This window comes from Cryobacterium algoricola (assembly GCF_004402485.1).
Lineage (GTDB): Bacteria > Actinomycetota > Actinomycetes > Actinomycetales > Microbacteriaceae > Cryobacterium > Cryobacterium algoricola.
The window spans coordinates 20137-35128 of the sequence record NZ_SOFG01000026.1 but is presented as its reverse complement, the minus strand read 5'-3'; the positions used below and the strand labels follow the sequence as shown (position 1 = coordinate 35128).

The window sequence follows — 14992 nt, the reverse complement described above, 5'->3', positions numbered from 1 at the left end:
TGGTCTACGAGCAATCTCGCTAGGCTGGGAGCGAACATACGGGGGAAACGCATGGTGACGAGCGATTCGTCGGGGGCCGGTCGGGCTGTGCCCCTGTTCCTGTTGACCGCAGACGAGCTGCACCTCGTGCAGGACCACGTGCCGACCCTGCGGTTGCCGGGGCGGTTCCTGCAGCAGTGGGACGCCAACCTGCCCGCCGCCGAAGCGGCGGAACGGAGCCAGGCGGCGCTCGACGGCCTGATCGGCAAGGGCCTTCTGCTGGCGGATGTGCCACGCGACCCGATCCCCGCGGACCTCGGCGGCTGGCTCCTCGAGTCCTTCATGGTCTTCCTCTCCCTGCACCTCGCCCCGGCCTGGGTGTTCGAGGTGACGGCATGGACCCGCGCATCGGCGCTCGTGCTCGTCTCCTCGGCACGAGACGGCTTCGCCTCCGTGCTGGCGAGGGCCCAGGACGTCGGGATCGCGGGCGGACACGCATCCGCCAGGGACCTCGCCGGCGTCGAATTCACGGTGGTGCCGTTCCCCGACCTCGCGAACGAACTGGCAACGGCCATCCCGTCGGGTGAGGTCGGTGGTGTCAACGGCCCGCTCGTGACGATGTCCCTCGCCGACAGCCGCGGCGGCATCGAGGTCCTCCGCACCCACGACCCCCTGCTCCTCGACGAACTCTCCCGGCGGATCGGCGGTGCCGACGCGGTGCTCGCCCTCTCCGGGCTCGCCGGCGAACTCGACGCCGGCTTCGAGCTGCGGCTCTCGCGGGATGACGGCATTCCCGTCCGGGTGCTGAGCTACGTTCGCGGCGCCGAGGGCTGGCGCAGTGTCGACGTGCGGCTTCCCGCCGGGGATGACTCCCGTGCAGGCCTGCCGACGCCCGAACAGGTCGTCGACTCGGGCACCATCACGATCGCCGCGGTGACACGGGCCGCCATCCTGGCGGAGCTCGCATCGCTCTGCGCCGAAATCACGCTGAAGGAGATGGCCCATGGGTGACTACACGGTCGACGGCGGCACGAACACGTCTCCGCTCGTCGCGACGTTCGAGGACATGCGCACCCTGTCCGGCGAATTGGGCAGGGTGCAGGACTATCTCGCGGCCGAGAGCATCCGCACTGCGGCCATGGCCACGAGCGGTGACCTGCTCGCGTCGGCGATCCTCTCGCCGATCACCGCGGCGGATGCCGAGACGAAGATCCTCCAGGCCGCCGCGCTGTACCTGAGCCAGGCCGCGCGGGTCACCGTGCTGCACCTCTTCGTGGACGGGGCCATCGTCACCTACGAAACGGCGGAGTCGGCCCTTGCCGTGGCCGCGGACGGCCTGTACTTCGTCGGCGGGTTCGTCGTCGGCGTGGTGGTCGTCGCCGGCGCGACCGTCGCGGCCGGGGCGGCAGCGCTCTACGCCGCCGGGGTCGAGGTGGGCGCCCAGATTTCCGAGGTCGCCGACTCCACCGGGGCCGCCATCGAAGCGATCGGCGATCAGGTGCAGAAGAACCCGTGGCTCCTCGCGACGCTCCTCGTCCCCGGCGGTTCGTCCACGCTGATCGCGACGGGCGCGGCCGCCTTCGCCTCCACCTACTCGCCGGCGGATGCCGCCACCGCGGCCAACCAGCGGCTCGCGACCGAATTCGCGAACCTCCTCGCGAGCGCCCCGGACAAGACCGCGCTCCAGGCCTGGGCCCGCGAACACACCGACCTCGTACAGGCTCTCGTGAAGTTCGCGCCCGGGCTGCTTGCCGGCGCAACCTTCGGCTTCGGCCCGCTGGTCAACGGCGGCCTGTCCGGCCTCACCGGCGCGCCCTGGCCGCCCCTCAACTTCGACCAGATGGTCGAGGGCATCATCACCGGCGGCGGCCGGTTCGGCATCTTTGACGACGCCACGGGCCAGCCGACCGTCGCTCCCAAGACGTTCCTCGATGCGCAGGGCAACAAGATCGGCCAGGTCGTGCCGACCGACCTGAACTCCCTGTTCACGGGCGCCGGCCAGATCGACACCAACGGCGACCCCGATCACGACAAGACCGGCGACTTCTCGGACATCCGGCTCGTGGAACGCGTCGGACTCGACGGAGTGCACCACTGGATCGTCCAGATTCCCAGCACGCAGAACTGGGGGCTGGCGCCCGGCACCGCAGCGAACGACCTCCCGAGTGACCTCGCCGCCGAAGCGCAGCACCAGACCGCACTCATGGCGGCCGTCAAGGATGCCATGGTGCAGGCCGGCGTGGGCTCCGACGATCCCGTGATGCTCGCCGGGTTCAGCCTCGGCGGCATCACGGCGGGACTCATGGGCGCGGACCCGTGGGTGAATCAGCACTACAACATCACGAATATCGTCACCGCGGGTGCGTCGATCGGCAATTTCGACATCCCCTCCGATGTCAACGTCCTCTCGTTCGAGCACACGGGCGACCTGGTCCCCGCGACGGACGGCTCGAACAACGCCGCGACCACCAACCAGGTCACGGTTCACGCCGACCCCCCGGTGATGGGCGATTCGGAACCGCACAACGCGGCCAAGTATGCGGTCACCGCCGGAGGTTTCCAGAACTCCGGGGACCCGAACGCCGACAATTTCACCGCCTCCGCCCAGGACTTCTTCAGTGGCGGCGCCGTCGGCGTCCATGACTATGCAGCAACTCGATGAGGACCCAGAAATGAATCTCCGAAAGCGCTCGATCGGCGCAATGGCCGCGGTCGTGGCTGCGGCACTATTGCTCAGCGGCTGCTCGACCCTGAAGACGGGCACGCCGGCATCCGCCCGACCGACTCCATCCGGTGCCGCGGCGGGACTCAGCCGCACCGACGCCGGGGCACTCCTGAATGCGGTGCCCGGGCTGAGCGACGCCACCGTCGGTGAAGTCATCTCCGGCCTGTCCACGCAGGCGATCATCGAGGTCTACGTCGACGACGACGCCGCGATCACGGCCCCCGGCGTGCTCGACTACGTCCTCAGGGTCGGCTGGGCGACCTCATTCGACAGCCAGCCCGCCGAGCTGACCCTGACCGTGCGCAACCACGGCAAGACCCTGGACCTGCAGCCGCAGGCGAACCTGCTCGCCGGGGTCGAGTACCCGGCACAGACCGGCGTGAACAGCGTCTATCTCAGTGCCCCCGCCTACCTGGGCTCCTGGCCGGGCGTCGTCCCCACCCCGCCGGCCGGCTGAGTCCCGCCGGCTCCCACCCCACCGCGCCGCACCCCACGGTGGCTAACTCAGGAAGAACGCGCGGCCGACCACTACGGGCCCCCGGAACAGTCCGGCCGATCTACCGCAGCCCGGCAATTCTCCTGAGTTAGCCCCAAGCCACGAGCTCCTGGCGCGCCGACAACGCGCGCGCACGTGGGCGGGCAGGGGCCGGTGGTGGATGCTAGCGGCCGCGGCCGCCCAGGACGCGCTGCACGTCGAGCCAGTCCTGGGAACCGTCATCCGGCCGGTTCGGAACCGCCCGGACGATGTCGCGCGCCCGGGCAACCGTCTCCGGCGCGACATCCACGCCGAACACCCGGAACACGGAGACGGATACCTTGCTGACCTGGTCGGGGATGGACGCCAGCACGGTCATGAATCCGGTGACGGCGTTCTCCGCGACGTCGTGCACGACCCTGACGACGTTGCCGGCGATCGAACGCGCCTCGTCGAGCTTCTCGCCCGCCCACTGCTGCGCCTGGTGGATCAGCGCCTTCACCTCGTCGACGGCCCGCGCGTGGTTCGCCAGGGCATCCGCTGCCGTGTCGAGCGCTGCAGCGGAACGGCCGAGGGCGTCCGCGGTGAGGTCGATTTCGGCCCGGAACGCGGTCGCCGCGACCGAGTTCCAGTTCATCGCCTCGGCCCGCGCCTTGATCGCGAGGGCTCGGGCGCGTACGTCGTCACCCTGGGCGCGCAGGCGCGCAGAGTCGGACCTGACTACGGACATGTCTCCGTACATTCGTGCCTCCAGACTGGGACAGCCGCCGCAGCGGGCGGCCGTCCGGCGGTGAAGGGTTAGCGGGACAGGCGCGCGGCGAGCTGAGCGTCGACCTCGGACAGGGTGGTGGCCGTGGTGCGCAGGTAGTTGGAGAGGCCGTCGAGACCGTTGATAGTGGCGCGGGCGCCGTTGGTGAACTGCTCGTAGGAGGCGTTGAACGCACCGGAGGACTTGTCGGTGACGAAGCCGCTGCTGACGAGGCCGCCGATCAGGCTCTGCAATTCGGCGAGCTTGGTGTTGATGTCGTCACGGCCGGCGACCAGGCGGTCTGCAGACGAATTGAGTTCCTGGTACGAAACGTTGATGTTGGCCATGATGACTCTCCCCCAAGTGTTGGACTGCACTGTGCAGTCTTCTCCACGGTAGCAGCAGGCGCGCCGAGGCGCCATGGCGTCTTCACAAAAAGGGCGGTGAAAAATCCCAGATGGAAAACTGTTTTCCCCGTTTCAGGACCCCGGCGCGGCCCCGACGCGATGTCAACCTGAAGGCGTCGGGGTGGCGAGCAGCCCGGGAACGGTGGCGCCGTTTCTCCTGATCCCCAGTCACTGTCATCGGCCGGAACCAGCAAATCCCTCGAGCCACGGTCGCTCGACGAGAGCCACGCGACCATCACTGATCACGTCCTCGGCGGGAAATCCCAGGTCGCGCATTGCTGTCTCAATGACGAGCGCGGCATCAGAGCCTTCCGTCGAGAAGGTCAGTTTGATGCGGTCAAGGTCGGCGGGAAACAGCGGGTACACGGCCGTCAACGCAGCCTTCCCGACCTCGGCCGTGACCTGTTCTCCACTGACCGAGACGATGAGACGCAGGTATCGCGATGTGCCCGATCGGTCGATGGTCGCGTAAGCCGCCGTGATGCCCGGCGAACTCGTTTCGACGGCCGTGACGATGGCCGCCATGGACTCCGCAGAGCCACTATCGCTCTGCACAGTACCTCCGGTGGAATGGGGCAGAAGACTGCAGCCCGACAACAGCGAAACCGCAACGGCCATGGCCGACAGGGCTCGGACGTCACGCCCCAGCTTCGATGACTCGCCCGTCCGCAGATACCCCATGTGTCGCTCCCCCAAGTGGTCGACACCCGGTCATGCAGGTGCCGCGCGCGGCGCCGTCCCAGCCACCACACGTTCTCGTACCCTAGCGGAATTGCCGGTCGGCGGCGGGTTAACGACGGATGCCCCCCTCACCGACTTTCCTGCCTCAGCCGGCCGGGGTCGGTGCGACGGCGACCTCGATCAGGCCGAAGGGAGTGCTCGGCACTTTTCCGGGCCACGACCCGAGCTTCGCCCGAACCTCGTCCAGGGAAAGGAACAGGTCCGAGTTCGTCATGGGGAGCGTCCTCGCCGATGTCCAGCCGAGCGAATCCGCGGCGGCCAGTAGGCCGGGCACTGTCGCACCGTCGCTGCTGATGCCGACGCTGACGGACTGGTTCGGTTCCAACTGGTTCGCCGACCAGGTGACGGCGAGGACGTATTCCAACAGCGCTGGGAGGTTCGTGACGACCGCGCCCGGCTCGAGCGTGACGTGCGTGTTCAAAAAGGATTGCTTGATCACGCCGCTGTATGAACTGTTCGTCCCGAGATAGACCGTGTCGACGCCGGGAATCTCCTGCAGCATCGCCGATGCGCTCGCTTCCTTCTGACCGCCGGCGGGGAAGATCCCGCACCCCGTCAGGGTCAACGCTGCCGCTCCCAGAAGGCCGGCGAGAACCGCGGTCGTTCGCGCTCGATGGAACCGGCCGCCACGGGGTCGGTTCCTGGTCAGGACGGTCATCGTGTCATCTTCTCGTTGCGTAGTAGTCGTGGACGTCTTCCGCGCCGTTCATAAAGGCCCCGGTCCCCGGGTCCTCACCGAGGACGTCGTTCTGTTTCGGCAGGGGCGCCGTTGGTGAACTGCTCGTAGTAGGCATTGAACGAGCCGGACGACTTGTCGGTCAGGAAGCCGGAACTGGCGACGCCGTAGATCAGGCTCTGCACCTCGGCGCGCTTGGTGTGACGTCGCCACTGCAGGCGGCCAGACGATCGGCAGACGAATTGAGTTCCTGGTCCCAAAAGTTGGTTTTGCCCATCATGACTCGCCCCCAAGCATTCGACTGCGCTGTGCAGTGTCGCTCACGGTAGCAGTCGGTGAGGAAGCGCGCTATAGCGTCCTCACAAAAGAAGTAACGAAAAATCCCAGATGGACAACTGTTTTACCCGCAGCCCGGCCGGGTGCGGGCCGGCGACACTCGGCGGGGCATTAAAGACGGACGCCCCCTCGCCGAAGCGAAAGGGGCATCCGTTGTGTGAGAACTACACGCTACTTGTAGGTACCTGGCGTGAGGCCGTCGGGCGCGCTCGGCACGGTACCCGGCCAGGCCCCGAGCTTCGCCCGGACCTCGTCCACCCAAGTGTGTCAGCAATTTCCCCGATCGCAGGAACAATCTGACGAACATCGCCGTGGACCGGGTCTCGTGACGACGGATGCCCCTCGCGGAGGCGAGAGGGGCATCCGGTCTGAGAGGGCTACACGCCACATGCAGGTACCGAGCGTGAAGTCGTCCACCGAAAAACGCTGATCCGCCGCCGCCAATCTCGTTAGGCTTTGACGGGGCCTCGGGGGAATGCATGACACCGAGTGCACCGGCGACAGAATCTCGCGCATCGCGATTCGTGCGGGTGACCGACGATCTGCTCCTCGCGAGGAACGTCACGCGCGGCCGCCCGAGATTACCCAGCAACTCGATGAGGATCCGGACATGAAACTCAGAACCCGCTCGATCGTCACCCTTGCCGCGGCCGTGACGATGGCAGCCCTGCTCACCGCCTGCTCTCCGCACGCCGGCAAGGCCGCTCCGGCGCCCACCCCGACGACCTCCGGAGCAGGCATCAGCCGCGGGGCCGCGGCCGCGCTCCTGAACGCCGTCCCCGGCCTCAGTGGCGCCGACATCGGCTCGGTGATCTCCGGCCTGACCATCGAGACCAGGATGGAGGTTTCCGTCGAGGACGATGCCGCGATCACGGCCCCGGGAGTTCTCGACTACGTCCTGCGGGTCGGCTGGGCGACGGCGGTCGGGCAGAAGCCGTCAAGCCTGAGCCTCACTGTCTGGAACCAGGGCACCCGGCTGGACCTCCAGACGCAGGCGAACCTGATCAGCGGAGTCGACGAGCGGGCCTTCCCGCTCCTGGACAGCGTGTATCTCGACAACCCCGCCTACCTGGGCACCTGGCCCGGCGCAGTCCCGGCCCTGCCCGCCTCCTGAGTCGGCCCTGCGGAGGCTAACTCAGGAAAACCGGGCAGCGGGGGCGACACCTCAGCGGCAGGAACGGGACCGCTTTAACGACGGATGCCCCCCTCACCGAAGTGAGGGGGGCATCCGTTGTTGAGAACTACACGCTACTTGTAGGTACCGGGCGTGAAGTCGTCGGACGAGAAGCTGTCGAAGTCGACGAAGCTCAGGTCGCCCTCGTTGAACGCTGCATCATCGGTGAAGATGCGGTTCGGGTAACGCTCGGCCTTGGCCTCCTCCGTTGCCTCGACGGTGACGTCGCGGTAACGGGGCAGTCCGGTTCCGGCCGGGATCAGCTTTCCGATGATGACGTTCTCCTTGAGGCCCATCAGCGGGTCGCTCTTGCCTTCCATGGCCGCCTGGGTGAGAACCCGGGTGGTTTCCTGGAAGGAAGCGGCCGACAGCCAGGACTCGGTCGCCAGGGACGCCTTGGTGATACCCATGACTTCCTGACGAGCGGATGCCGTCTTCTTGCCCTCGGTGAGTGCCGCACGGTTGAGTTCGTTGTACTTCAACCGGTCGACGAGCTCGCCGGGGAGCAGGCCGGTGTCGCCGTGTTCGACGACGGTGACCTTGCGGAGCATCTGGCGAACGATGACCTCGATGTGCTTGTCGTGGATCGGCACACCCTGCGAACGGTAAACGTCCTGGACGCCACCGACGATGTGCTTCTGCACGGCGCGAACACCCTTGACGCGAAGAACTTCCTTCGGGTCGACGGCGCCGATGATGATCTGCGTGCCGAGCTCGACGTGCTGGCCATCCTCCACAAGGAGGGTGGAGCGCTTGAGCACCGGGTACGCGATCGGCTCGTCGCCGTTGTCGGGGGTCAGGATGACCTTCCGGCTGCGGTCGGTGTCCTCGATCGTGATGCGTCCGGCAGTGTCGACGATGGGCGACGCACCCTTGGGGGTACGTGCTTCGAAGAGTTCCTGGACGCGCGGCAGACCCTGGGTGATGTCGTCAGCGGATGCCGAACCACCGGTGTGGAAGGTACGCATGGTCAGCTGCGTGCCGGGCTCACCGATCGACTGTGCGGCGATGATGCCGACGGCCTCTCCGATGTCCACGAGCAGGCCGGTCGCGAGCGAACGGCCGTAGCAGACCGCACACACACCGACGGCAGACTCACACGTCAGCACGGAACGCACCTTGATGGTCTCGATGCCGGCCTCGACCAGCTTCTCGATCAGCACGTCTCCGACGTCGGCGCCGGCTTCGGCGACAACTTCGCCTGCTGCGTTGACCGCTGCTGCGGCCAGGCTGCGGGCGTAGACCGCGTTCTCCACGTTGGGGTGGCGAACCAGGTTGCCGAGCGGGTCGACGATCGCGATCGGCAACTCGAGGCCCTTGGTCGTTCCACAGTTGTCTTCGCGGATGATGACATCCTGCGAGACGTCCACGAGACGACGGGTGAGGTATCCCGAGTCAGCGGTACGGAGAGCGGTGTCGGCCAGACCCTTGCGAGCACCGTGAGTAGCAATGAAGTACTCGGCGACGGACAGGCCTTCGCGGTAGCTCGAGATGATCGGGCGAGGGATGATCTCACCCTTCGGGTTGTTCACGAGGCCTCGCATGCCGGCGATGTTACGCACCTGCAGCCAGTTACCACGAGCACCGGACGTCACCATGCGGTTGATGGTGTTGTCCTTCGGGAAGTTCTTCTGCATGGCCTCGGCGACGTCTTCCGTCGCCTTCGTCCAGATCTGAATCAGCTCCTGGCGGCGCTCGAGGTCGGTCGTGAGACCCTTCTCGAACTGCGACTGCACCTTGGCGGCGAGCTTCTCGTAGCGAGCCACGATCTCGGGCTTGTCCGGCGGGGTGAGGATGTCGCTGAGCGCGACGGTCACACCAGACCGGGTGGCCCAGTAGAAACCGGCGTCCTTGACGCGGTCGAGCGTCGCGGCAACTTCCACCTTCGGGTACCGCTCGGCGAGGTCGTTGACGATCGCCGAGAGGCTGCCCTTGTCGGCCACCTTTTCGAAGTACGGGTAGTCGACCGGCATGGCCTCGTTGAAGATCGCGCGGCCGAGCGTGGTGCTCACCAGCACGGTTCCGACGGCCTGGCCGTTGACGAGTTCCACGCCTTCCGGCTGGGTGCCCTCTTCGAAGTACTTGTCCGTCAGACGGATGCGTACCTTCGCGTTGAGGTCGAGGCCCTGGTTTTCGCCCTTTTTCTGGTCGAAGGCCAGGATCGCCTCGGCGATCGAGGAGAACGAGCGGCCTTCGCCGATCACGCCTTCCTTGAGCGTCGTGAGGTGGTGCAGACCGATGATCATGTCCTGGGTGGGCAGGGTCACCGGGCGGCCGTCGGACGGCTTCAGGATGTTGTTCGAGGCGAGCATCAGGATGCGCGCTTCGGCCTGGGCCTCCATGGACAGCGGCAGGTGCACAGCCATCTGGTCACCGTCGAAGTCGGCGTTGAACGCGGCACACACGAGCGGGTGCAGCTGGATGGCCTTACCCTCGACGAGCTGAGGCTCGAAGGCCTGGATGCCCAGGCGGTGCAGGGTGGGCGCACGGTTCAGCAGCACGGGGCGTTCGCGGATGATCTCCTCGAGCACGTCCCAGACCTGCGGGCGTGAACGTTCGACCATGCGCTTGGCGGCCTTGATGTTCTGAGCGTGGCTCAGGTCGATCAGGCGCTTGATCACGAACGGCTTGAACAGCTCGAGTGCCATCTGCTTGGGCAGACCACACTGGTGCAGCTTGAGCTGCGGGCCGACGACGATGACCGAACGGCCGGAGTAGTCGACGCGCTTGCCGAGGAGGTTCTGGCGGAAACGACCCTGCTTGCCCTTGAGCATGTCGCTCAGGGACTTGAGGGCGCGGTTGCCGGTACCGGTGACGGGACGGCCACGACGACCGTTGTCGAACAGTGCGTCGACAGCTTCCTGCAGCATCCGCTTTTCGTTGTTCACGATGATCTCGGGGGCACCGAGGTCAAGCAGACGACGCAGGCGGTTGTTGCGGTTGATCACACGACGGTAGAGGTCGTTGAGGTCGCTCGTTGCGAAACGGCCACCGTCGAGCTGCACCATCGGGCGCAGTTCGGGCGGGATGACCGGGACGACGTCGAGCACCATCGCGGCCGGCGAGTTGCCGGTCATGATGAAGGCGTTGACCACGCGGAGACGCTTGATGGCGCGGATCTTCTTCTGACCCTTGCCCTCGGCGATCTGCAGGTGCAGGTTTTCGCTCTCGGTGACCAGGTCGAAGGCCAGCAGGCGCTTCTTGATGGCTTCGGCGCCCATGTAGGCCTCGAAGTACATGCCGAAACGGTCCTGGAGCTCGTGGAAGACGCTGTCCTCGGGCTTGAGGTCGCCGACCTTGAGGGTGCGGAAGTCTTCCCACACGCGCTCGAGGTGCGCGATCTGCTCGTCGAGGGACTTGCGGACCTGCCCCATTTCCTTCTCGGCGGCATCCTTGGTGCGCTTCTTCTGGTCGCTCTTGGCGCCCTCGGCCTCGAGTGCTGCGAGGTCGGTTTCGAGGCGCACGAGACGGTCGGCGATCCGGGAATCGCGCTGGCCTTCGAGGGTCTTGATCTCGAGGCGGAGCTCGTTCTCAAGGCCCGGCATGTCCTGGTGACGGCCGTCTTCGTCGACCGTGATGACCATGTACGCAGCGAAGTAGATGACCTTTTCGAGGTCCTTCGGTGCCATGTCCAGCAGGTAGCCGAGACGGGAGGGGACTCCCTTGAAGTACCAGATGTGGGTGACGGGGGCGGCGAGCTCGATGTGGCCCATCCGCTCACGACGCACCGACGACTTGGTGACCTCTACGCCACAACGCTCGCAGACGATGCCTTTGAAGCGAACTCGCTTGTACTTACCGCATGAGCATTCCCAGTCCCGGGACGGGCCGAAGATCTGCTCGCCGAACAGGCCGTCTTTTTCCGGCTTGAGCGTGCGGTAGTTGATGGTTTCGGGCTTCTTGACCTCACCGTGCGACCAGCGACGGATGTCGTCTGCGGTCGCCAGGCCAATTCGAAGCTCGTCAAACGTGGTTACGTCGAGCAATTTCTCTCCTTGAAGAGTGTTCGGAGTATTCGTCATTCTGCCCGGCCCTAGATGTCGTCGATCGAGGATGATTCGAAGCGGGTGGAAATGTTGATGCCGAGCTCTTCCGCAGCGCGGAACACCTCGTCATCCGTGTCGCGCAGGCTGACGGCGGTTCCGTCCGAGGACAGGACCTCGACGTTCAGGCACAGCGACTGCATTTCCTTGATGAGGACCTTGAAGCTCTCGGGGATACCGGGCTCCTGGATGTTCTCACCCTTGACGATGGCCTCGTAGACCTTGACGCGGCCGAGGATGTCATCGCTCTTGATGGTCAGGAGCTCCTGCAGGGCGTACGCGGCACCGTATGCCTCGAGCGCCCACACTTCCATCTCACCGAATCGCTGTCCACCGAACTGCGCCTTACCACCCAGCGGCTGCTGCGTGATCATGGAGTACGGACCGGTCGAACGAGCGTGGATCTTGTCGTCGACGAGGTGGTGCAGCTTCAGGATGTACATGTAGCCGACCGAGATCGGGTTCGGGAACGGCTCGCCGGAGCGGCCGTCGAACAGCTGCGTCTTTCCGGTGGAGTCGATCAGTCGCACGCCGTCGCGGGTCTTCGTCGTCGAGTCGAGGAGACCCTCGATCTCGATCTCGAACGCGCCGTCGAACACCGGGGTGGAGACCTTGGTGTTCGGTGCGGCGTGGTGCGCCTGCTCGGGGAGGTTGGCGGCCCACTTGGGCTTGCCTTCCACGTCCCAGCCCTGCTTCGCGATCCAGCCGAGGTGCGTTTCGAGCACCTGGCCGAAGTTCATGCGACCGGGGATACCGAGCGGGTTGAGGATGATGTCGACCGGGGTACCGTCGGCGAGGAACGGCATGTCCTCGATCGGCAGGATGCGGGAAATAACACCCTTGTTGCCGTGACGGCCGGCGAGCTTGTCACCCTCGGTGATCTTGCGCTTCTGGGCGATGAAGACGGCAACGCGCTGGTTGACGCCCGAGCCGAGCTCGTCGTCGCCATCCTGCGAGTCGAACACCTTGACGCCGATGATCGTTCCGCGCTCACCGTGGGGCACCTTGAGCGAGGTGTCGCGAACTTCGCGGCTCTTCTCGTTGAAGATGGCGCGCAGCAGGCGTTCCTCGGCGGAAAGCTCGGTCTCGCCCTTCGGCGTGACCTTTCCGACCAGGATGTCGCCGGGGCGGACCTCGGCGCCGATGCGGATGATGCCACGCTCGTCCAGGTCTGCAAGCAGGTCCGGGGAGACGTTCGGCAGGTCGCGGGTGATCTCTTCCTTGCCGAGCTTGGTGTCGCGGGCGTCGACCTCGTATTCCTCGATGTGAATCGAGGAGAGGGTGTCGTCCTTGACCAGGTTCTGGCTCAGGATGATCGCGTCCTCGTAGTTGTAGCCTTCCCACGGCATGAATGCCACGAGGAGGTTTTTTCCGAGGGCGAGCTCTCCGTTGTCGGTGGCGGGACCGTCGGCGATGACCTCGCCGGCTTCGATCCGCTCACCGGCGGTGACCATGACGCGGTTGTTGTAGCTCGTGCCCTGGTTGGAGCGCGCGAACTTGCGCATGTAGTAGTCCTGCGTGCCACCCTCGTCGAGTTGGATGGTGACGACGTCGGCCGAAACCTCCATCACCACACCCGACTTCTCGGCGGTGATGACGTCGCCGGCGTCGATGGCCGCGAAGACCTCCATGCCGGTACCGACGAGCGGGCTGTCACTCATGAGGAGAGGGACGGCCTGGCGCTGCATGTTCGCACCCATGAGGGCGCGGTTCGCATCGTCGTGCTCGAGGAACGGGATGAGGGAGGTCGCGACGGACACCATCTGGCGCGGGGAGACATCCATGTAGCCGATGTCTTCGGCGGGGAAGAGGTCGACCTCGCCACCCTTCTTACGTGCGAGGACCCGGGGCTCGGCGAACCGGGCGTCCTTGGTCAGCGGCGCGTTGGCCTGGGCGACGATGAACTCGTCTTCTTCGCTCGCGGTCAGGTAGTCGATGGTCGTCGTGATGACGCCGTCGACGACGCGACGGTACGGGGTCTCGATGAATCCGAAGGCGTTGATCCGCGCGAACGAGGCGAGCGAACCGATCAGGCCGATGTTCGGGCCTTCCGGGGTTTCAATCGGGCACATGCGGCCGTAGTGCGAGGGGTGAACGTCTCGCACCTCGACGCCGGCGCGGTCACGGGAGAGTCCACCCGGGCCGAGCGCGGACAAGCGGCGCTTGTGCGTGAGGCCGGCGAGCGGGTTGTTCTGGTCCATGAACTGCGACAGCTGCGAGGTACCGAAGAACTCCTTGATCGCGGCGACGACGGGGCGCACGTTGATCAGGGTCTGCGGGGTGATCGCTTCGATGTCCTGCGTGGTCATGCGCTCGCGGACGACGCGCTCCATGCGGGACAGGCCGGTGCGGACCTGGTTCTGGATGAGCTCGCCGACGGCGCGGATACGACGGTTACCGAAGTGGTCGATGTCGTCGATGTCGATGCGGATGTCGGTGGGGACGCCCTCACGGATGCCGGCGATCGTGGTCTGGTTGTCGTGCAGGGCAACCAGGTACTTGATCGTGGCGAGGATGTCCTCGAGCGTGAGCACGGAGGAGCTGAGCGGCGCTTCGATGCCGAGCTTGCGGTTGATCTTGTAACGACCAACCTTGGCCAGGTCGTAACGCTTGGAGTTGAAGAAGAAGTTGTCGAGGAGCGCGCGGGCTGCCTCAGCGGCGACCTGCTCTCCCGGGCGCAGCTTGCGGTAGATGTCCTTGAGGGCTTCTTCCTTGGTGAGGATGTTGTCCTTCTCAAGGGTGAGCTCGATGGACGCGAAGCCCTTGAACTCTTCGAGGATCTGCTCGCTCGTGAGGCCGAGTGCCTTGAGGAACACGGTCACGGACTGCTTGCGCTTGCGGTCGATGCGAACGCCGACCTGGTCGCGCTTGTCGATCTCGAATTCGAGCCAGGCTCCACGGCTCGGGATGACGCGGGCGGAGTAGATGTCCTTGTCGGAGGTCTTCTCCTGCTCACGGTTGAAGTACACACCGGGCGAGCGCACGAGCTGTGAAACGACGACACGCTCGGTGCCGTTGATCACGAAGGTGCCCTTGGGGGTCATCAGCGGGAAGTCACCCATGAACACGGTCTGGGTCTTGATCTCACCGGTGAGGTGGTTCATGAACTCAGCGTTCACATAGAGCGGTGCGGAATAGGTCTTGCCCTTTTCCTTGCACTCGTCAATGGTGTATTTCTCAGGCTCGAGCTCGGGGTTCGTGAACGACAGCTGCATCGTTTCGCCGAGGTCCTCGATCGGGGAGATCTCTTCGAAGATCTCGTCGAGCCCGGTGCGGGTCGGGAGGTCCTGGCGACCTTGCGCCTGGCCTTCTTCGACACGCTTCTTCCACTTGTCGTTTCCGACAAGCCAATCGAAGGACTCCGTCTGCAAGGCGAGCAGGTCCGGGACCGTCAGATTGTCTGTGATCTTTGCGAACGACAGACGCCCTGCAGCGCGGCCGTTCTTGGGTGAGTTGGTGGTTGCGTTGCGCGCAGCAGCCAAGGAAATAACCTCCGTAGACCCCGTCAGGTCTAGTCACTGTTAGTAATGAATTCCGAGTACGCTCCCCAGACCCTCTGAACTGATACGAGGTATGCCTCAAGGTGGCTTGAGCACGCAAAGCCGACCGCAATATGAAGGCATAGATTTGTCTGGGAGCGCAAAGATCAACTATAGGCTCTGTTTGCCCTATTGTCTAGCGCATTCTT

At 65.4% G+C, this 14992-nt stretch carries 11 protein-coding genes; 4 read left to right on the top strand and 7 right to left on the bottom strand.

The genetic code is table 11. The features are described 5' to 3' along the window. Positions 1 to 51: 51 nt before the first annotated feature. Genes E3O44_RS18725 through E3O44_RS18715 form a run of 3 tightly spaced genes read left to right on the top strand, consistent with a single transcriptional unit; the run spans position 52 to position 3161 of the window. Entirely contained in the window at positions 52 to 990 is a 939-nt protein-coding gene (locus E3O44_RS18725; RefSeq protein ID WP_134536663.1) for a hypothetical protein, read from the top strand. Next, positions 983 to 2641, top strand: coding sequence for a hypothetical protein (locus tag E3O44_RS18720; RefSeq protein ID WP_134536661.1), 1659 nt, complete (start codon positions 983 to 985; stop codon positions 2639 to 2641). The genes E3O44_RS18725 and E3O44_RS18720 overlap by 8 nt, the downstream gene beginning before the upstream one ends. A gap of 10 nt (positions 2642 to 2651) precedes the next feature. Further along, positions 2652 to 3161 carry a hypothetical protein gene (locus E3O44_RS18715; protein WP_134536659.1) on the top strand — a complete coding sequence of 170 codons (510 nt, stop codon included), beginning with the start codon at positions 2652 to 2654 and terminating at the stop codon, positions 3159 to 3161. 202 nt (positions 3162 to 3363) lie between these two features. Here E3O44_RS18715 and E3O44_RS18710 read toward each other — a convergent pair whose 3' ends face one another. The 5 genes from E3O44_RS18710 to E3O44_RS19825 form a co-directional block, all read right to left on the bottom strand. After that, positions 3364 to 3909 carry a hypothetical protein gene (locus E3O44_RS18710; RefSeq protein WP_134536657.1) on the bottom strand — a complete coding sequence of 182 codons (546 nt, stop codon included), beginning with the start codon at positions 3907 to 3909 and terminating at the stop codon, positions 3364 to 3366. Positions 3910 to 3977: 68 nt separating this feature from the next. Beyond that, positions 3978 to 4274: a WXG100 family type VII secretion target gene (locus E3O44_RS18705; RefSeq protein ID WP_134536655.1), complete on the bottom strand. Its 297-nt coding sequence runs from the start codon at positions 4272 to 4274 to the stop codon at positions 3978 to 3980. Between the two features lie 234 nt (positions 4275 to 4508). Then, complete coding sequence (locus E3O44_RS18700) at positions 4509 to 4859, bottom strand: hypothetical protein (RefSeq protein ID WP_134536653.1); 351 nt, start codon at positions 4857 to 4859, stop codon at positions 4509 to 4511. A gap of 301 nt (positions 4860 to 5160) precedes the next feature. Beyond that, positions 5161 to 5733: a hypothetical protein gene (locus tag E3O44_RS18695; RefSeq protein WP_134536651.1), complete on the bottom strand. Its 573-nt coding sequence runs from the start codon at positions 5731 to 5733 to the stop codon at positions 5161 to 5163. 74 nt (positions 5734 to 5807) lie between these two features. Next, the gene (locus E3O44_RS19825; RefSeq protein ID WP_255454425.1) at positions 5808 to 5936 is read right to left on the bottom strand and encodes a hypothetical protein; all 129 of its coding nucleotides are present in this window, start codon (positions 5934 to 5936) and stop codon (positions 5808 to 5810) included. 761 nt (positions 5937 to 6697) lie between these two features. On the opposite strand from E3O44_RS19825, the gene E3O44_RS18690 reads away from it, so the two are divergent. Beyond that, positions 6698 to 7201 carry a hypothetical protein gene (locus E3O44_RS18690; RefSeq protein WP_134536649.1) on the top strand — a complete coding sequence of 168 codons (504 nt, stop codon included), beginning with the start codon at positions 6698 to 6700 and terminating at the stop codon, positions 7199 to 7201. Between the two features lie 134 nt (positions 7202 to 7335). Here E3O44_RS18690 and E3O44_RS18685 read toward each other — a convergent pair whose 3' ends face one another. Beyond that, positions 7336 to 11247: a DNA-directed RNA polymerase subunit beta' gene (locus E3O44_RS18685; RefSeq protein WP_134536647.1), complete on the bottom strand. Its 3912-nt coding sequence runs from the start codon at positions 11245 to 11247 to the stop codon at positions 7336 to 7338. Between the two features lie 47 nt (positions 11248 to 11294). Continuing rightward, positions 11295 to 14786, bottom strand: a complete 3492-nt coding sequence (rpoB, locus tag E3O44_RS18680; RefSeq protein ID WP_134536646.1) for a DNA-directed RNA polymerase subunit beta — start codon at positions 14784 to 14786, stop codon at positions 11295 to 11297. Positions 14787 to 14992: the final 206 nt, after the last annotated feature.